Origin of the sequence: Rhodococcus antarcticus, from assembly GCF_026153295.1 — a bacterium.
GTDB lineage: Bacteria > Actinomycetota > Actinomycetes > Mycobacteriales > Mycobacteriaceae > Rhodococcus_D > Rhodococcus_D antarcticus.
Genome location: NZ_CP110615.1, coordinates 1,718,067 through 1,736,282, shown reverse-complemented (window position 1 = coordinate 1,736,282; position 18,216 = coordinate 1,718,067). Strand labels below are relative to the sequence as shown.

Annotated in this window: 15 protein-coding genes and 1 pseudogene; 8 read left to right on the top strand and 8 right to left on the bottom strand. The window is 73.8% G+C overall.

Features of this window, described 5'->3' with window-relative positions; genetic code table 11:
- Positions 1 to 23: 23 nt before the first annotated feature.
- A complete protein-coding gene (locus tag RHODO2019_RS08315; protein WP_265384491.1) occupies positions 24 to 851 on the bottom strand; it encodes a PhzF family phenazine biosynthesis protein in 828 nt (275 codons plus the stop codon).
- Positions 852 to 909: 58 nt separating this feature from the next.
- Between RHODO2019_RS08315 and RHODO2019_RS08310 the strand changes: the two genes are divergently transcribed.
- On the top strand, positions 910 to 1,455 hold the full coding sequence (locus RHODO2019_RS08310) for a TetR/AcrR family transcriptional regulator (protein WP_265384490.1): 546 nt from the start codon (positions 910 to 912) through the stop codon (positions 1,453 to 1,455).
- A 45-nt stretch (positions 1,456 to 1,500) separates the two neighbouring features.
- Positions 1,501 to 3,675, top strand: coding sequence for an MMPL family transporter (locus RHODO2019_RS08305; protein ID WP_265384489.1), 2,175 nt, complete (start codon positions 1,501 to 1,503; stop codon positions 3,673 to 3,675).
- Positions 3,676 to 3,760: 85 nt separating this feature from the next.
- Here the strand turns inward: RHODO2019_RS08305 and RHODO2019_RS08300 are convergent, their stop codons facing one another.
- Positions 3,761 to 5,101: a DEAD/DEAH box helicase gene (locus RHODO2019_RS08300; RefSeq protein ID WP_435532211.1), complete on the bottom strand. Its 1,341-nt coding sequence runs from the start codon at positions 5,099 to 5,101 to the stop codon at positions 3,761 to 3,763.
- A gap of 561 nt (positions 5,102 to 5,662) precedes the next feature.
- Between RHODO2019_RS08300 and ald the strand changes: the two genes are divergently transcribed.
- Positions 5,663 to 6,781, top strand: a complete 1,119-nt coding sequence (gene ald / locus RHODO2019_RS08295) for an alanine dehydrogenase (RefSeq protein WP_265384488.1) — start codon at positions 5,663 to 5,665, stop codon at positions 6,779 to 6,781.
- A gap of 21 nt (positions 6,782 to 6,802) precedes the next feature.
- Positions 6,803 to 8,233, top strand: coding sequence for an aminobutyraldehyde dehydrogenase (locus tag RHODO2019_RS08290; RefSeq protein WP_265384487.1), 1,431 nt, complete (start codon positions 6,803 to 6,805; stop codon positions 8,231 to 8,233).
- Positions 8,234 to 8,297: 64 nt separating this feature from the next.
- On the opposite strand, the gene gnd is transcribed toward RHODO2019_RS08290, so the two are convergent.
- Positions 8,298 to 9,740, bottom strand: coding sequence for an NADP-dependent phosphogluconate dehydrogenase (gnd, locus tag RHODO2019_RS08285; protein ID WP_265384486.1), 1,443 nt, complete (start codon positions 9,738 to 9,740; stop codon positions 8,298 to 8,300).
- A gap of 129 nt (positions 9,741 to 9,869) precedes the next feature.
- Here gnd and RHODO2019_RS08280 point away from each other — a divergent pair, with 129 nt between their 5' ends.
- Positions 9,870 to 10,664: an SDR family oxidoreductase gene (locus RHODO2019_RS08280; protein WP_265384687.1), complete on the top strand. Its 795-nt coding sequence runs from the start codon at positions 9,870 to 9,872 to the stop codon at positions 10,662 to 10,664.
- A gap of 90 nt (positions 10,665 to 10,754) precedes the next feature.
- On the opposite strand, the gene RHODO2019_RS08275 is transcribed toward RHODO2019_RS08280, so the two are convergent.
- From RHODO2019_RS08275 to RHODO2019_RS08265, 3 genes and pseudogenes are all read right to left on the bottom strand, one after another.
- Positions 10,755 to 10,928 carry a hypothetical protein gene (locus tag RHODO2019_RS08275; RefSeq protein WP_265384485.1) on the bottom strand — a complete coding sequence of 58 codons (174 nt, stop codon included), beginning with the start codon at positions 10,926 to 10,928 and terminating at the stop codon, positions 10,755 to 10,757.
- Positions 10,929 to 10,976: 48 nt separating this feature from the next.
- Positions 10,977 to 12,542 (bottom strand): DEAD/DEAH box helicase, encoded by a 1,566-nt coding sequence (locus tag RHODO2019_RS08270; protein ID WP_435532191.1) that lies wholly within the window; start codon positions 12,540 to 12,542, stop codon positions 10,977 to 10,979.
- A gap of 208 nt (positions 12,543 to 12,750) precedes the next feature.
- Positions 12,751 to 14,261 (bottom strand): annotated as a pseudogene (locus tag RHODO2019_RS08265) (acyl-CoA dehydrogenase).
- Between RHODO2019_RS08265 and otsB the strand changes: the two are divergent.
- Genes otsB through RHODO2019_RS08250 form a run of 3 tightly spaced genes read left to right on the top strand, consistent with a single transcriptional unit; the run spans position 14,173 to position 16,771 of the window.
- The gene (gene otsB, locus RHODO2019_RS08260) at positions 14,173 to 14,973 is read left to right on the top strand and encodes a trehalose-phosphatase (protein WP_265384484.1); all 801 of its coding nucleotides are present in this window, start codon (positions 14,173 to 14,175) and stop codon (positions 14,971 to 14,973) included. The pseudogene RHODO2019_RS08265 and the gene otsB sit on opposite strands and share 89 nt — an antisense overlap.
- On the top strand, positions 14,970 to 16,280 hold the full coding sequence (locus tag RHODO2019_RS08255) for an O-acetylhomoserine aminocarboxypropyltransferase/cysteine synthase family protein (protein WP_265384483.1): 1,311 nt from the start codon (positions 14,970 to 14,972) through the stop codon (positions 16,278 to 16,280). The genes otsB and RHODO2019_RS08255 overlap by 4 nt, the downstream gene beginning before the upstream one ends.
- A complete protein-coding gene (locus RHODO2019_RS08250; RefSeq protein WP_265384482.1) occupies positions 16,280 to 16,771 on the top strand; it encodes a CoA-binding protein in 492 nt (163 codons plus the stop codon). Before RHODO2019_RS08255 ends, RHODO2019_RS08250 begins: the two co-directional genes overlap by 1 nt.
- 9 nt (positions 16,772 to 16,780) lie before the next feature.
- Here RHODO2019_RS08250 and RHODO2019_RS08245 read toward each other — a convergent pair whose 3' ends face one another.
- On the bottom strand, positions 16,781 to 17,734 hold the full coding sequence (locus tag RHODO2019_RS08245; RefSeq protein WP_265384481.1) for a M56 family metallopeptidase: 954 nt from the start codon (positions 17,732 to 17,734) through the stop codon (positions 16,781 to 16,783).
- A gap of 50 nt (positions 17,735 to 17,784) precedes the next feature.
- Positions 17,785 to 18,156: a BlaI/MecI/CopY family transcriptional regulator gene (locus tag RHODO2019_RS08240; RefSeq protein ID WP_290428898.1), complete on the bottom strand. Its 372-nt coding sequence runs from the start codon at positions 18,154 to 18,156 to the stop codon at positions 17,785 to 17,787.
- Between the last annotated feature and the right edge of the window lie 60 nt (positions 18,157 to 18,216).

The following is an 18,216-nucleotide window of genomic DNA, read 5'->3' as shown; positions in this document are numbered from 1 at the left end:
GAGGTCGGGCGTGTGGTGGAGCGTCACTGCCCCGGCGGTCCGGGCGGGGGTGCCACCAGCAGCTCGCCCCGCCACACGGTGACCGCGCCGCCACCGAGGTGCACGCGGTCCCCGTGGGGACCGTCGAGCTCGAGGCGCATGTCCACCACGCCGCCCCGGGCACTCGCCTGGTGCCCCCGCAGGGTGGTCCGCCCGGTGCGCACGGACCAGAACGGGGCGAGCGCGCAGTGCGCCGAGCCGGTCACCGGGTCCTCGGCCACCCCGACGGCGGGTCCGAACCAGCGGCTGGTGCAGTCGACGCCGTCCGCGCCGCCCGCCGCCGTCACCACGATCCCGCGGTGCGGCAGGCGCCCCAGCGCGCCCAGGTCCGGGGTGAGCCCGCGCACCTCCTCGACCGAGCCCAGCTCCACGAGCAGGTCGGCACCGCCCTCGTGCACCGAGAGCACCGCGGTGCCCAGGGCGGTGGCCAGCCCGGCCGGTACCGACACCTCGGTGGGCGCTGCAGCCGGGAAGTCCATCTCCACCCGGCCGGGCTCGGGCACCGTGCACCGCAGGAGGCCACTGCGGGTGTGGAAGGTCGCGCCACGGCCCAGCACGTGCGTGGTGGCGAGGGTGGCGTGTCCGCACAGGTCGACCTCGACGGCGGGCGTGAACCACCGCAGGTCGGTGTCCCCGTCCGGCCGGAGGACCGCGAACGCCGTCTCCGACAGGTTCAGCTCAGCCGCGACGGACTGCATCCAGCGCACGTCGGCCGGAGCGTCCAGCAGGCACACCGCCGCCGGGTTGCCGCGGAACGCGGTCGTGGTGAAGGCGTCGACGACGGTGATCGAGGTGGTGGCCACGTGAGCCATCCCACCATCCTGACCGCTCGGGTTGAACCTGACCCGTGGGTCAGCGAAGATCGGTGACGTGCCCCGTCCGACCCGAGAGCAGGTGCTCACCGAGATCCGTGGGGCGGCGCTGCGGCTGTTCGTGGAGCAGGGCTACGACGCCACGACCCTCGCCCAGGTGGGGGCCAGCGTCGGCTACTCGAAGTCGGCGATGCTCTACCACTTCGCGTCGAAGGAGGCGCTGCTCGCCGCCGCCCTGGTCGACCCGGTGCAACGGCTCCGGGAGCACGTCGCCGCCACCGCGGACGCCGACCTGCAGACCCGGCTCGCCGGCCTGGTGGACCTGGTCCTCGCCCACCGCCACGAGGCCGCGCTGCTGGTCCGCCAGAGCGAGCTGCTGCAGGAGGTGGCGGGCGCGACCGAGGTGGTGGAGCAGCTCGTCGAGGGGCTGCTGGGCGGGGAACCCTCGCTGGAGCGCCAGGTGGCCGTCCACCTGGCCCTCGCCGGGATCGCCGATGCCGCCCGGTGCTTCCCCGACACCGACCCGGCGCAGCTGCGCGGACCGCTGCTCGCCGTGGCCGCCCGAACCCTGGGCCTCGCTGCGCCCGCCCCGACCGCCCGCTGACCCCGACCGCCCGCTGACCCCGACCGCCCGACGAGAGAAGTTCGCATGGCCACCCTGCTCGCCCGCCTGGGCCGTTCCGCGTTCCGCCGCCGCCGCGCCGTGCTGGCCACCTGGCTGCTGCTGCTCGTGCTCGCCGGGTCGGCTGCGCTGGCCTTCCGCGGGACCACGGACAACCAGTTCACCATCCCCGGCACCGAGAGCCAGCTGGCCCTGGACGTGCTCCACCAGCGGCTGCCCGCGGCCACCACCGCCGGCGCGGACCTGGTCTTCGCCCCGCCCGCCGGACAGACGGTCACGAGCCCCGCGGTGCAGGCCGTGATCACCGACGTGCTGGCCAGGGCCGCGCAGATCCCGGGGGCCACCGTGGTGCCACCGGACAAGACCGGCCTCGGCGCCCCGGACGGGAGCCTGGCCGTCGCCCAGGTGACCCTGGCCAAGACCATCGACCAGGTCACCCCGGCGGACCGCGCCACCCTCGAGGCCACCGCCGACACCGCCCGGGCCGGCGGCGTGCAGGTGGAGTTCGGCGGGCAGGTGTTCCAGGGCGGCTCGACCGCCATCTCGGTGCTGGAGGTCGCCGGCATCGCGATCGCCTTCGTCGTCCTCATCGTCACCTTCGGCTCGCTGGCCGCCGCCGGGATGCCGCTGCTGACCGGCCTGATGGGCGTGGGCATCGGGCTGGCCGGGCTCACCGGGCTCTCCGGAGTCATCACCCTGTCCTCCACGGCTCCTGTGCTCGCGCTGATGCTGGGCCTCGCCGTCGGCATCGACTACTCCCTGTTCATCGTCTCCCGCCACCGCGCCCAGCTCGCCCAGGGCATGGGCCTCGAGGAGTCGGCGGCCCGGGCGGTGGGCACGGCCGGTGGCGCCGTCGTCTTCGCCGGGCTCACCGTCATCATCGCGCTCTCCGGCTTCGCCGTGGTCGGGATCCCGTTCCTCACCGTCATGGGACTCGGGGCGGCCGGCACGGTGCTCGTCACCGTGGTCGTGGCGCTGACCCTGGTCCCGGCCATGCTCGGCTTCGCCGGGGAGCGGCTGCGTCCGAAGCCGGGCTCCCGGGCCGCCCGGCGGGAGACCGGCGGGGCCACGGTGGGCTCCCGCTGGGTCGCCGGCGTCACGCGTCGTCCGGTCGCTGCCCTGCTGGCCTGCGTGATCGGGCTCGGGTTGATGGCCATCCCTGCCCTCGACCTGCAGCTGGGCCTCCCCTCGGCCGGCACTGCGGCGCCGGACAGCACCCAGCGCAAGGCCTACGACCTGATCGCCGAGCGCGTCGGCCCCGGGGTCAACGGTCCGCTGACCCTGGTCGTCGACACCGCGGGCTCCGGCTCGTCGGCGGCGACGGCGGGCCAGGCGCTGGTCCAGGCGCTGACCGGCACGCAGGACGTCGCCGCCGCCACCCCACCGCGGCCCATCCCGGGCGACACCCTGGCGGTCGTGTCCGTGGTGCCCGCGAGCGCCCCGGACTCGCGGGAGACCTCCGACCTGGTGCGGCGCATCCGCGACCTCGCGCCCGGCATCGAGCTCGCCACCGGCTCGCAGATCTCGGTGACCGGGCCCACGGCGCTGGGCATCGACGTCTCGGGCGCGCTGTCCGGGGCCCTGCCGGTGTTCGTGCTGGTCGTGGTGGGACTGGCCCTGCTTCTGCTCGGCCTGGTGTTCCGCTCGATCGTGGTGCCGGTCAAGGCTGCGCTGGGCTTCCTGCTCACCGTCGGGGCCTCGCTCGGGGCCGTGGTCGCGGTCTTCCAGTGGGGCTGGCTCGCGGGACCGCTCGGGGTGAGCACCACCGGGCCGATCATCAGCTTCCTGCCCGTGCTCATGGTCGGCATCCTGTTCGGCCTCGCCATGGACTACCAGGTGTTCCTGGTCTCCCGGATGCGGGAGGACTGGGTGCACGGCACCCCGGCCCGCGAGGCGGTCGGGACCGGGTTCCGCGCCGCTGCCCGCGTCGTCACGGCGGCCGCGCTGATCATGACGTCGGTCTTCGCCGGGTTCGTGCTGGCCGACGACACGATCATCAAGCCGATCGGGTTCGCGCTGGCCCTGGGGGTGCTGATCGACGCGTTCGTGGTCCGGATGACCCTCGTGCCCGCCGTGATGGCGCTGTTCGGCGAGCGCGCGTGGTGGTTCCCGCGCTGGCTGGACCGCGCGGTCCCGCACGTGGACATCGAGGGCGACGCCCTGAGCAGTCCGGACGGGGCGAAGGACCCGGTCAGCGCCTGACCCGGACCGACGCCGACGAGCGCCCCGTGGAGGATCTCCACGGGGCGCTCGTCTGCGGTGGACCCTGCTGGGTCCGTGTCCGGGATCAGCGGCTGGTCGACCCGCCCGAGGACCACTTCACCGTGGCCCCGGAGCCGCCACCGGAGCCTGAGCTGCGGCCACGGCCGCCGGTGGGACGACCGGTGCTGCCGCCGCCGGAGCGGGCGCCGCCGCCACCACGGCCGCGGCCTGCTGCTGCGGCGCCGGCCGTGCTGCGTCCGCCGCCGGAGCGACCGCCCCCGCCGGAGCGTCGGGGCGTGCCCTGCACCTGCGCCACCGGCTCGTGGATGGGGGCGCCGCTGGGGGTGCGGGCCCCGGTGATCCGGGCCAGCTCGGTGTCACCGGCGGTGACCGAGGTGCTGATGGCCTTGACACCGGCCTTCTTCGTCATCGCCTCGACCTCGCGGCGCTCCGGGTGGGTCACCAGGGTCACCACGATGCCGTCGTCCCCGGCACGGGCCGTGCGGCCGGCGCGGTGCAGGTAGTCCTTGGGGTCGGCCGGCGGGTCGACGTGCACCACGAGGGAGACGTCGTCGACGTGGATCCCGCGGGCCGCGACGTCGGTGGCCACGAGGACGGGCGTGGTGCCGTTCTTGAACGCGTCCAGCGTGCGGGTGCGGTTGTTCTGGGCCTTGCCGCCGTGCAGGGCGCCGGCGTTGGCCCCGGTGGCCCGCAGCTGCTTGGCCAGGCGGTCCACCCCGTGCTTGGTGCGCACGAACATGATGGTGCGGCCCTCGCGGGCGGCGACGTGGGCGACGACGTTCTTCTTGTCGTCGGGGTCGATGAGCAGCAGGTGGTGCTCCATCGTGGTGATGCTGGCGGCCATCGGTGCGGTGGAGTGCACGACGGGGTTGGTCATGTAGCGCTGGACGATCTTGTCGACCTCGCCGTCCAGGGTCGCGGAGAACAGCAGCCGCTGGCCCTTGGGCGTCTTGTCGAGCAGGCGGGTCACCTGGGGCAGGAAGCCCATGTCGGCCATGTGGTCGGCCTCGTCGAGCGCGGTGACGACGACCTGGCCGAGGTCCACGGTGCGCTGCTGGACGTGGTCGGCGAGGCGGCCCGGGGTGGCCACCAGCACGTCCACGCCGCGGCCGAGCTCGTCGATCTGCCGGTTCATGGACACCCCGCCGACGACGGTGGCCACGCGCAGGTTGAGGGCGTGGGCCAGGGGGGCCAGCGCGTCGTCCACCTGGGAGGCGAGCTCGCGGGTCGGAACCAGGACCAGTCCACGCGGGGCCCTGGGGGCGGACCTCGCCCCGGCCAGCTTGGCCAGCATCGGCAGCCCGAACGCCAGCGTCTTGCCGGAGCCGGTCTGCGCCCGACCGAGCACGTCGCGCCCGGCGAGGGAGTCGGGGATGGTCACGGTCTGGATCGCGAAGGGCGCCATGAGGCCCTTGTCGTGCAGAGCGCTGACCAGGGCGGTCGGCAGGCCGATGTCGGCGAACGTGGCGCCCTCGCGAACGACGCTCAGCGGGATGGAGTCGTTCGGCGAGGCGGCGGGGGCGGTCGGGGTGGTGCGGGGGGCGCCGGCCGGGCGGGAGCCGCCGGAGCGGCGTCGACGCGGCGCGGACGCGCCGCCGCCGCGGGGGTTGGACGTGGGGGATGACACAGCTGTACCTCCGGTACGTGGTCACGTCCCGGTGGCACACAACACTGTGGCGTCGAGACGTCGCGCCGAGAAACAACCGTGGTCGGGGCCCGGCAGCGGGGTGGTCCGGGGCTGAAGGCCCCGGGTGGGCGGCTGGTGCCGCCGGTGGCGGACCTCGCGGTCCCGCCTAGGTCAACCCTACAGCCCGGGCGGCTGTTCCCGGCCGAGCACGGCGAGGTGGAGCCGGTCCTGCGTGCGGTGCCGAGGCGGACGGAGTCCATCATGTGATCACCGCCACCACACGCGGTGGTCGACGCGCGGCACCGGCGACCCCGGCACCGCCCATCAGAGGAGCACCACGTGAAGATCGGCGTCCCCACCGAGGTCAAGCCGAACGAGTTCCGGGTGGCGCTCACGGCCGCCGGGGTCCGAGAGCTCCGCGCCCACGACCACACCGTCCTGGTGCAGCGCGGCGCCGGGGTCGGCTCGGGTATCACCGACGAGGCCTACGAGGCCGTCGGAGCCACGCTGGTCGACACCGCGGACGAGGTGTGGGGGCAGGCGGACCTCCTGCTGAAGGTCAAGGAGCCGATCGAGCAGGAGCACGGCCGCATGCGCGCGGACCAGGTGCTGTTCACCTACCTGCACCTGGCGGCAGGCCGGGCGTGCGCCGAGGCGCTGCTGGCCTCGGGCACCACGGCCATCGGCTACGAGACGGTGATGCTGCCGGACCGCTCGCTGCCGCTGCTCGCCCCGATGAGCGAGGTGGCCGGGCGGATGGCCCCGCAGGCCGCGGCGCGGTTCCTCGAGCGGTACGCGGGTGGGCGCGGGGTCCTCATGGGCGGTGTTCCCGGGGTGCGCCCGGCCCAGGTCACCGTGCTCGGGGCGGGGGTGTCCGGGATGAACGCCGCCACCATCGCCGTGGGCATGGGCGCCGACGTCACCGTGCTCGACCTCAACCCCGCCCGGCTGCGCGAGGCCGACCGGATCTTCGGCAACCGCATCCGCACCCTCGCCTCCAGCACGCACGAGATCGAGACCGTGCTGCCGGAGAGCGACGTGGTCATCGGTGCCGTGCTGGTGCCCGGGGCGAAGGCGCCGATGCTGGTCACCGACGCCATGGTGGCCACCATGCGGCCGGGTGCGGTGCTCGTGGACATCGCGGTCGACCAGGGCGGCTGCTTCGAGTCCACCCGCGCGACCACCCACGAGGACCCGGTGTTCACCGTGCACCAGGCGCTGTTCTACTGCGTGGCCAACATGCCCGGCGCCGTGCCCGTCACCTCTACCGCCGCGCTGACCAACGTGACGCTCCCGTACGTGCTGCGCCTGGCCGACCAGGGGTGGGTCGAGGCAGCCGTCGGGGACCCCGCCCTGGCGGCCGGGGTCAACGTCGTCGACGGGAGGCTGACCTGCGCCGGGGTGTCCGAGGCGTTCCCGGACCTGCCCAGCGCCGCACTCGAGTCCGTCCTCCGCTGACCGCCCTGCAAGGAGCCTGCCGTGCGTGACATCCAGAACTTCATCGACGGGGAGTCCGTGCCCGCCGCGGACGGCCGCACCACCGAGCTGGTGGACCCGAGCACGGGAGCGGTGTTCGGCACCGCGGCCCTGAGCGGACCGGCCGACGTGGACGTGGCCTACGCCGCGGCGTCGCGAGCCTTCCAGGGGTGGGGCCGCACCACGCCGGGGGAGCGGCAACGGGCGCTGCTGCACGTGGCGGACGCCCTCGAGGCGGCCGGCGACGAGCTCGTGGCGCTGGAGTGCGAGAACACCGGCAAGCCGGTCGCGCTCACCGCGTCGGAGGAGGTGCCGCCGATGGTCGACCAGCTCCGGTTCTTCGCCGGCGCCGCGCGGGTGCTGAACGGGCTGTCGGCGGGGGAGTACCTGGCCGACCACACGTCGTTCGTCCGGCGTGAGCCGGTCGGGGTGTGCGGCCAGGTGGCCCCGTGGAACTACCCCATGATGATGGCGATCTGGAAGCTGGCCCCGGCGCTGGCCGCGGGCAACACCGTCGTCCTCAAGCCCTCGGACACCACGCCCGTCACCACCGTGCGGATGGCGCAGCTGGCCGCGGAGTTCCTGCCGCCGGGCGTGCTCAACGTGGTCTGCGGGGACCGGGACACCGGCCGCGCGCTGGTCGAGCACCCGACGCCGCAGATGGTGAGCATCACCGGCTCGGTCCGGGCCGGGATGGAGGTGGCGCGCTCCGCGGCCCGCGACCTCAAGCGCACCCACCTCGAGCTCGGCGGGAAGGCGCCGGTGCTCGTGTTCGCCGACGCCGACCTCGAGGCGGCGGCGACGGCCATCGCCGGAGCGGGCTACTTCAACGCCGGGCAGGACTGCACGGCCGCGACCCGGGTGCTCGTGGCCGCAGAGGTCCGCGAGGACTTCACCGCCCTGCTCGCCGCGGCCGCCCGCACCACCACCGTGGGCCTGCCGTCCGACGAGGTCGACCTCGGGCCGGTGAACAACGCGCTCCAGCTGGAGCGGGTGCAGGGCTTCCTGTCCCGGCTGCCCGACCACGCACTCGTGGCGGCGGGCGGCGGGCGGATCGGTGGGACCCTGGCGAGCGGGTTCTTCCACGAGCCGACCGTGGTCAGCGGGGTGCGCCAGGACGACGAGATCGTCCAGAACGAGGTGTTCGGGCCCGTCATCACGGTGCAGTCGTTCACCGACGAGGCGCAGGCCCTGCGCTGGGCGAACGGGGTGCCCTACGGCCTGGCGAGCTCGGTGTTCACCCGCGACCACTCCCGGGCGATGCGGGTCTCGGCGGCGCTGAACTTCGGCTGCGTGTGGATCAACACCCACATCCCCCTGGTCGCGGAGATGCCGCACGGCGGGTTCGGCCACTCCGGGCACGGCAAGGACCTGTCGATGTACGGCCTGGAGGACTACACCCGCATCAAGCACGTCATGTCGTACACGGGCTGAGCCCGGACCGACGGGGGCCCCGCGCCAGCTCGTGGTGCGGGGCCCCGTTGCCGGGCGGTGCGGGTCAGGCCTGCACCTCGGGTCGGCCGTCCTCGCCCCACAGCGTGTGGAAGTCGCCCTCGGCGTCGACGCGCTCGTAGGTGTGCGCGCCGAAGAAGTCGCGCAGGCCCTGGGTCAGCGCGGCGGGCAGGCGCTCGGCGCGCAGCGCGTCGTAGTAGGAGAGCGCGGAGGCGAAGCCGGGGATCGGGATGCCGGCCTGGGTGGCGGTCACCACGACGCGGCGCCAGCTGTCCTGCGCCTGCTCGACGACCTCGGCGAAGAACGGGGCGACGATGAGGCTGACGGGGCGCTCGTCTGCGTCGTAGGCCTCCTTGATCCGGTCGAGGAACGTGGCGCGGATAATGCAGCCGCCGCGCCAGATCATCGCCATGTCCCCGAGGTCGACGTCCCAGTCGTGCTCGGCGGAGCCGGCGGCGATCTGGTCGAAGCCCTGCGCGTAGGCCACCACCTTGGACGCGTACAGCGCCTGGCGGACGTCCTCGGTGAACCTCTCGGCGTCCTCGACCGACCAGCTGGTGGAGCCGCCGCTCATGCCCTGCACGGCAGCGCGCTGCTCGGTGTGCCCGCTCAGCGCGCGGGCGAAGACGGCCTCGGCGATGCCGCTGACCGGGACGCCGAGGTCGAGCGCCGACTGCACCGTCCAGCGGCCGGTGCCCTTCTGCTCGGCCGCGTCCTTGATGACGTCGACCATCGGTTCGCCGGTCGTGTGGTCGACCTGCGCCAGGACCTGGGCGGTGATCTCCACCAGGTAGCTCTCCAGCTCGCCGGTGTTCCAGCTGGTGAAGACCTCGGCGACCTCGGCGGGGGACTTCCCCAGGCCCGTGCGCAGCAGGTGGTAGGCCTCGCCGATGAGCTGCATGTCGGCGTACTCGATGCCGTTGTGCACCATCTTCACGAAGTGCCCGGCGCCGTCGGGGCCGATGTGCACGCAGCAGGGGGTGCCGTCGACCTGGGCGGAGATCTTCTCGAGCATCGGGCCGAGGCTCTCGTACGCCTCCGTGGAGCCCCCGGGCATGATCGACGGGCCGTTCAGGGCACCCTCCTCGCCACCGGAGACGCCGGCACCGACGAAGTTCAGCCCCTTCTCCTTGAGGTCGGCCTCGCGCCGGATCGTGTCGGTGAAGCGTGCGTTGCCACCGTCGATGATCACGTCGCCGGACTCCATCAGGGGGACGAGGGAGTCGATGACCGCGTCGGTCGGCTCGCCGGCCTTCACCATGATGAGCACCCGGCGCGGCTTCTCCAGGGCGGCGACCAGCTCCTCCATGGTCTCGGCGCGGACGAAGCTGCCCTCGTCGCCGTGCTCGTCGAGGAGCTTGTCGGTCTTCTCGATGCTGCGGTTGTGCACCGCCACGGTGTACCCGTGGTGGGCGAGGTTGCGGGCCAGGTTCGCGCCCATCACCGCGAGGCCGGTGACACCGATCTGTGCTGAGGCGGAGTTCGTCATGACTCCTACAGTGGCCCGTCCGGCGGCCCGATGCGAGTGGGACGTTACGGTCGCGAGCGGGCGGCGACGCGGCCGCCCCGAACGCTGGGAGAGCACGTGAGCGGGTCGTTGCAGGGCAGGACCATCCTGATGTCGGGCGGGAGCCGGGGGATCGGCCTCGCGATCGCGCTGCGCGCCGCCCGGGACGGGGCCAACATCGCGCTGCTCGCCAAGACGGCCGAGCCCGACCCGCGGCTGCCCGGCACGGTCTACACAGCGGCCGACGAGATCCGCGCAGCCGGCGGCCGGGCCCTGCCCGTGGTGGGTGACGTCCGCGAGGAGGCCGACGTCCAGCGCGCCGTGGAGCAGACGGTGGCGGAGTTCGGCGGCATCGACGTGGTGCTCAACAACGCGAGCGCGATCAACCTCGCCTCCACCGCGGAGCTGCCGACCAAGCGCTTCGACCTGATGCAGCAGATCAACGTGCGCGGAACCTGGCTGCTCACCAAGACGGCGCTGCCGCACCTGCTGGTCAGCGACAACGCGCACATCCTGACGCTGTCCCCGCCGCTGAACCTCGACCCTCGGTGGCTCGGTGCGCACCCCGGCTACACGCTGGCCAAGTACGGCATGAGCCTGCTGACCCTGGGCTGGGCCACCGAGCTCGCGGCCGACGGCATCGCCGCCAACACCTTGTGGCCGCGCACCATCATCGCGACCGCAGCCGTGCAGAACCTCCTGGGCGGCGACGACAGCATGGCCCGCTCGCGCACCCCGGAGATCGTCGCCGACGCCGCGCACGTGGTGCTCACCTCGACCGGGCGGTCGATCACCGGCCAGAGCCTGCTCGACGACGAGCTGCTCGCGACCATCGGCGTCACGGACCTGTCGGGCTACTCCGAGGGCACCGACGACCAGCTGGTGCCGGACATCTTCCTGGACTGAGCACCCCCACAACCGCCAAGTGCGGGCTTCTGGTCGTCATTCCGGGTGGAATGAGAGCCAGAAGCCCGCACTTGGCGCGGGTGGAGCCGGTCAGCGGGGCGGGGTCGCGCCGCCCTTGCCCTTGCCGCGGAGCTTCTGCGCGGCCTGCTCGATCTTGGCCTTGTTCTCCGGCTTGGACGCGAAGTCCTTGGCCTGGCTGATCGCCTTCTTGCCCTGCGGGCTGGACGCGAACTTCGCGATCTTGCTGAACAACGACGATGCCACGATGTCCTCCTGGATGGGGTGCGGGCGGAGCCTACCGAGCGCGGACGGTCAGGCCTGGCTGGCGGCGGGGCCGGTGAAGCCCTCGTAGGACCGTCCCGCGGTACGGCTGCGGAAGCCGCCGGAGCGCTCGGGTCGGGCCGAGGGGGCCGAGGACGGTCGGCTGGGACCGCCCTCGCGACGGGGGTTGCTGCCCTGGTAGCCGCCACCCTCGGTGCGCGGGCGGGGGTTGCTGCCCTGGTAGCCGCCACCCTCGCGACGCGGGCCGCCGGTCCGCGGGCGGGGGTTGCTGCCCTGGTAGCCACCGTTGCGGGGACGCTCGACGTCCTTGACCTGCACCGGCAGCGCGTCGCCGCTGGGGGTGCGGGCCCCGGTGATGGTGGCCAGCTCGGCCGAGCCGGGCGTGACGACGGTGGCCTTGGGGTCGATCCCCGCCGTGGTCGTCATCCTGCGCACCGTGCGGCGCTGGTTCGGGAGCACGATCGTGACGACCGTGCCGGACTCGCCCGCGCGGGCGGTGCGGCCGGCGCGGTGCAGGTAGTCCTTGGCGTCGGCGGGCGGGTCCACGTGCACCACGAGGGAGACCCCGTCGACGTGGATGCCTCGGGCGGCGACGTCGGTGGCGACGAGCACGGGAGCGCGGCCGGACTTGAAGCGGTCCAGGACGCGGGTGCGCTGGTTCTGCGCCTTGCCGCCGTGCAGGGACTCCGCGGCGATGCCCTGGGCCCGCAGCCGGTCGGTGATGCCCTCGACGCCGAGCTTGGTGCGGGCGAACATGATCGTGCGGCCCTCGCGGGCGCCGATCTCGGCGAGCACGGCGTCCTTCTGGCCACGGTCGACCAGCAGCACGTGGTGCTCCATGGTGTCGACGCTGGCGGTGGCGTCCTGGGTGGAGTGCTCGACGTGCTCGGGCAGGAACAGCCGCACGAGCGCCTGCACCTCGCGGTCCAGGGTCGCGGAGAACAGCATCCGCTGACCGTCGGCCGGGGTCTGCCCGAGCAGCGCCTTGACCTCGGGCAGGAAGCCCAGGTCGGCCATCTGGTCGGCCTCGTCGAGCGCGGTGATCTCGACGGCGTCGAGGATGCAGGTGCCCTGGCGGAGGTGGTCGCCGAGGCGGCCCGGGGTCGCGACGAGGACGTCGACCCCGCGGCGCAGCTGGTCGGCCTGACGGCCGAACGGGGTGCCGCCGACGGCCGGACGCACCTTGAGCCCGAGGGCGTCGGCGTAGCCGGTCAGGGAGTCGACCACCTGGAACGCGAGCTCACGGGTGGGCACCAGAACCATGGCGCGGGGCCGCTTGGCCTGCGGACGGCCACCGGAGGTGGGGGAGTGGTAGGCCAGGCGGGCCAGCATCGGCAGCCCGAAGGCGAGGGTCTTGCCGGAACCGGTCTGGGCGCGGCCCAGGATGTTCTTGCCGGCCAGGGCGTCGGGGACCGCCGCGGCCTGGATGTCGGACGGGACCGTGATCCCGCTCTTCGCCAGGGCGGTGACCAGGGCGTCGGGCAGGCCCAGCGCGCCGAACGTGGCGGTGGGGGCAGCCACCTCGGCGGGGGCTGCAGTGGCGGCCACCTCGGCGGGGGCGGTGGGGTCGAGCTCAGGGGTGGAAGCAGACAGCACGGAAGAGACCTCTCCGGGACATCGGCGCGTCGCGGAGGGAGCTGTCGTGCAGCACGCAGTGAGACGAGCCAGGTGCACGCTCACCACGGCCTCGAGAGCCGGGGCTGTGCACCAGGGGGTCGAGCTGCCGCGAGTGCGGCGAGGACGACACTACGCGCTCATGGCGCCCCGGGACGGGTGGACGCGTGTGTCCTGGGGCACCCGCAGGTCACTGCGCCGCAGCGGTGTCCAGCTCGCCGGCCGCGCCCGGGCTCCCGGCGGAACCGTGGACGCGGAGGTCCTCGGCCAGCGTCGCGTCCTGCCGGACGTCCTCCTCGTCGAGGATCGCGCAGGCCAGCCACTCCTGCGGGATCGCGAACGCGTCCACCAGGGTGCGGCTGTGCGGGCGGAGCTCCCCGCACAGCTCGTTCACCGCGGCGGTCACGGCCTTGGACCGGGCCGGGGTGAGGCGGCCGTGCTCGAGGAACCAGCCCTTGTCGGCCTCGACGGTGCTCAGGGCGTAGAGGTCGCACACCGTCTCCAGCAGCGCGCGAGCGCTCGGGTCGGTGCACCGCTCGGTGCCGGCGACGAAGGCCTCCAGCACCACCCGGTCCACGTGGGCGTGGGCGACGCGCAGCACGTAGTCCTGGGCGGCGTTGAACACGGCGAACGCCTGGTCCCCGGTGGCCCGGCGCAGCCGCTGGACGAGCCGGCCGAACCACCCACGCTGACCCGGCCGCGCACCAGGGTGCCGAGCATGGTGAAGAACCGCCGGGAGGGGTTCTCGATGGCGGAGGTGTACGTGCCGTCCGCCGCCACCTGGGCGTAGCGGTCGAGCAGGGCGTCGCGCGGCACGGAGACGTGGTGGAAGGACAGCCGCCCGTTGTCCACCCCGTTGAGCCCGGCCTTGGGACCGTCGTCGGTGATGGTCACCCCGTCGCAGTGCCGGCCGTCCGCGTCGCGGACGGGCACCAGCCAGGCGTGCACCCCGTGGGCCCGCCCGCCGCTGACCAGCTGGGCGAACACCACCGCCAGCCGGCCGTCGCGGGCGGCGTTGCCGATGTAGTCCTTGCGCGCGCCATCGTGCGGGGTGTGCAGGTCGAAGGTCTCGGTGGCCGGGTCGTAGGTCGCGGTGGTGCGCAGGTTCTGCACGTCGGAGCCGTGGCCGGTCTCGGTCATGGCGAAGCAGCCCGGCACGGCCATCGAGATGATGTCCGGGATGAGCGCGGCGTGGTGGCGCTCGGTGCCCAGCGCCTGCACGGCCCCGCCGAACAGACCCCACTGCACGCCCGCCTTCACCATCAGGGACAGGTCGGCGAAGGCCAGCATCTCGATGGAGGCGACCGACCCGCCGAGGTCCCCGCCGCCGCCGTGCCGGGTGTCGAAGCCGAGCCCGGTCTGACCGGCGGCGGCGAGGTCGTGGGCCAGGCCGGTGATCCGGGCGCGGGCGGTCTCGGCGTCCTCGCCGTAGACCGGGGCCCACTTCTCGCCGGCCAGCACGCGGCGGGCCTCCTCGCGCACGTGCGCCCAGCGACCGTCGAGGACGGACTGCAGCGCGCGGGCGGTGGTCGGGTCGCTGTCGGTGCTCACCGAACCGTTGTTACTCGCCAGTAGGGTCACGCGGAGCGCCACGTGCGGCACGCTCGGGGGCATGGATCGTGACGCGCTCACCGCAGCCCTGGCCGCAGACCCCGCCCGGGCCGCGCTCGTGCTCGACTTCGACGGCGTGCTCGCGCGCATCGGGGACGACCCAGCGGCCAGCGCGCTGGAGCCGGGGACGGCGGCGGTCCTCACCGAGCTCGCGCAGCACCTCGGGGTGGTGGCCGTGCTCTCCGGGCGGCCGCTGGCCTTCCTCCGGCAGCGGGTGGACGTCCGGGGAGTGGCGCTGCACGGCTCGTACGGGGTGCAGTGGCGCGAGGGCGACGAGGACCGCGTGCTCGAGGAGGTGGGGCGGTGGCAGCCGGCCGTGGACACGGCCGCCGGGGCCCTGCGCGCGGCGTTCGGCGACACCGACGGCGTGCACGTGGAGGACAAGGGGATCGCGGTGGCCGTGCACTGGCGGCGCGCCCCCGAGCAGGAGCAGGCGGTGGCGGCCGTCGTCGCCGAGCTCGTGGCCGGCACCGGCCTGCGGGCCGAGCCGGGCAAGCTCGTGGTGGAGCTGCGGCCCCCGCTCGAGCAGGACAAGGGCACCGCCCTGCGCCGGATCGCGGCCGGGCTCGGCACGGTGGTCTACGCCGGGGACGACCGCGGCGACCTGCCCGCCCTGCGGGTGGCCCGTGAGCTCGGCGGCCACGCGGTGGTCGTCGAGCACGGACGGGAGACCGACCCGGAGCTGCTCGAGGTGGCGGAGGTGGTGCTGCAGGGGACGGACGAGGTGACCCTGTGGCTGACCGGGCTGAGGGACGCCCTCACCGCGGGGACGGGAGCCGGGGAGGCCATGATGCAGCCATGACCGATCGCACCTGGGGCATGCGCACGCGCGCCCTGCACGCCGGCGCCCGCCCGGACCCCACCACCGGAGCCCGCGCGGTGCCCATCTACGCGAGCACGGCGTTCGTGTTCGAGAACACCGAGGACGCCGCGAACCTGTTCGCGCTGCAGAAGTACGGCACGATCTACAGCCGCATCGCCAACCCCACGGTCTCGGTCTTCGAGGAGCGGATGGCCAGCCTCGACGGGGGCATCGGGGCCGTCGCGGCCGCGAGCGGGCTCGCCGCGGAGTTCCTGGTGTTCGCCGCGCTGTGCGGCCAGGGCGACCACGTCGTCGCCGCGGCCAGCCTCTACGGCGGCACCCTGACCCAGCTCGACGTGACGCTGCGCCGGTTCGGCGTGGAGACGACCTTCGTCACGGGCACCGATCCGGCCGACTACGCCGCGGCCGTCACCGAGCGGACCAGGTGCGTCTACGCGGAGGTGGTGAGCAACCCCTCCGGCGAGGTCGCGGACATCGCCGGGCTCGCCGAGGTGGCGCACGCCGCGGGGGTGCCGCTCGTGGTCGACGCGACGACGGTCACCCCGTGGCTGTGCCGGCCCATCGAGCACGGGGCCGACATCGTGGTGCACTCGGCGACCAAGTTCCTCGGCGGGCACGGGACCACCCTCGGTGGAGTGGTGGTGGAGTCCGGGACCTTCGACTGGGGCAACGGGAAGTTCCCGACGATGACCGAGCCGATCGACTCCTACGGCGGCATCACCTGGTGGGGCAACTTCGGCGAGTACGGCTTCCTCACCAAGCTGCGCAGCGAGCAGCTCCGCGACATCGGCGCGAGCCTGGCCGCCCCGTCGGCCTGGCAGCTGCTGCAGGGGGTCGAGACGCTGCCCCAGCGGATGGACGCCCACATGGTCAACACCAGGATCGTCGCGGAGTGGCTCGAGGCGGACGACCGCATCACCTACGTCAACTGGGCCGGGCTGCCGGGCCACCCGCACCACGAACGGGCCCTGCGGTACACGCCCAAGGGGCCTGGGGCGGTGTTCAGCTTCGGCGTGCGGGGGGGCCGAACCGCGGGCCAGACGTTCATCGAGTCGCTCCAGCTGTGCAGCCACCTCGCGAACATCGGTGACGTCCGGACTCTCGTGATCCACCCGGGCTCCACCACCCACCAGCAGCTCAGCGCAGCCCAGCTCGAGGCCGCCGGGGTGCCCGAGGACCTGGTGCGCATCAGCGTCGGGCTCGAGGACGTCGAGGACATCCTGTGGGACCTCGACCAGGCCCTGGCCACCGCCACCGCGTCCTCCGACGACACCCTGGAGTCCTGATGACCACTGCGGACCGTGCCTGGACCGGACCGGGGCCTGCGCAGCGCCAGCGGATCCTCGGCCGGACGAGGACCATCGCGATCGTGGGGGCCTCGGACAAGCCCAGCCGCGCGAGCTACTTCGTGGCCACCTACCTGCTCTCCAGCACCGACTACACGGTGTACTTCGTGAACCCGATGCTCAGCGAGGTCCTCGGCCACGAGGTGTACCCGTCCCTGGCCGCGCTGCCCGTGGTGCCGGACATGGTCGAGGTGTTCCGCAAGATCGACGACGTCCCCGGGGTGCTGCAGGAGGCGATCTCGGTGGGGGCCACGACCTTGTGGCTGCAGCTCGGCCTGTGGAGCGACGACGTCGCACGAGTGGGCGAGAACGCCGGGATGGACGTGGTGATGGACCGCTGCGTGAAGATCGAGCACGCGCGCTTCCACGGCGGTCTGCACCTGGCCGGCTTCGACACCGGGGTGATCGACTCCCGTCGGCCGGCGCGGTAGGGCTGCGGTTCAGCGGCCGACGACCCGGCTGATCTCGGTCAGCCACGGCACGGCCACGGCGAGCGTGGGCGCCACCAGGATCGCGACCGAGAGCAGGTAGGCCGCGGTCGCGGTCGCCCGGCGCGGGCCGCACGGCTGCGCCAGCCGCTGCACCCGCGCGAGGGTGTCCGGCCCTCCGGCGGCCAGGGCCCCGCTCGGGGCGCCACCACCGGCACAGACGACGAGCGCGCGGGCCAGCGGTTTCGGACCGGCCCGCCGCACGGCCGAGTCGTCGGCCAGCAGCTCGACCAGCAGCCGGACCGCGCGCAGGGCCGAACGGCTGCGCACGCCGCGCGGGAACGCGGTGTGCAGCACCAGGAAGGCCTCGAGCACCAGGTCGTGGCGGGCCCGCAGGTGCGCCCGCTCGTGGGCGAGGACGGCGCGGAGCTCCTCCGGCTCGAGCGAGGTGAGCGTGGCGTCGCTGACCACCACCCGGGAGCGCAGACCCGGCAGGCAGTAGGCCATCGGCTCGGCGGCGGTGAGCACGCGCAGGTCGGCCGCGCGACCCCACAGCTCGGGCACGTGCACGGTGTCGAGCAGGTCCACGAGGTCGCGGTGCCGCTCGCGCAGCCGCCGGGTGCGCACGGCCACCCGCACCAGCGTCAACAGCAGCCGGGCCCCGATCACGAGCGTCAGGGCGAGCACCACGACGTAGACGGTCCACAGCGGCAGCCCGATCACGGCGATCTCGGCGGTGGGCCTGGTGGTCGGGCGCCCGGAGGTGTCCGGCACGAGCAGCCGGCTGGCGATGGCCAGGCCCGCGCCGAAGGCCGAGAGCACGGCCGCCGCCGCGATCGACTGCCACAGCGCGAGCGCGGCGCGGGGGGAGTGCAGCGGCCAGCGCGCCCGGGCCAGCGCGGCGGGGACCGGCCCGGCCAGCACGAGCGCCAGCAGGCTGAGCACGACCACCGGTGCGGTGTCCATCAGGCGCCGGCGGACATCAGGTGTCGGTGTCCATCAGGTGTCGGTGTCCATCAGGACTCCAGGGTCGCCAGCGCCGCCCGGAGCGCCGCCGCCTCGGCGGGGGTGACCCGCTCGACGAAGCTCACCAGCGCCGCCCGCCGGCCCCCGGAGTCCTCGGCCTGGCTCAGCGCGTCGACCATCAGGCTCGCGACGAGCTCCTCGCGGGCGCGGGCCGGGGCGTAGCGGTGCGCGCGCTCGTCGCGCTCCTGGCTGACGAGCTCCTTCTTGGCCAGCCGCTGGAGCACGGTCATCACGGTGGTGTAGGCCAGGCCGCGATCGGCCAGCGCCTCGTGCACCTGCCGGACGGTCTGCGGCTCGGTCGACGCCCAGAGGTGCTCCATCACCGCGCGCTCGAGCTCTCCCATGCCTGCCATGCCCACCACTCTAGCCGGTGAGTACTACGTGACGTAGTGACCCGCCGCACGATGACTACTACGAACTGT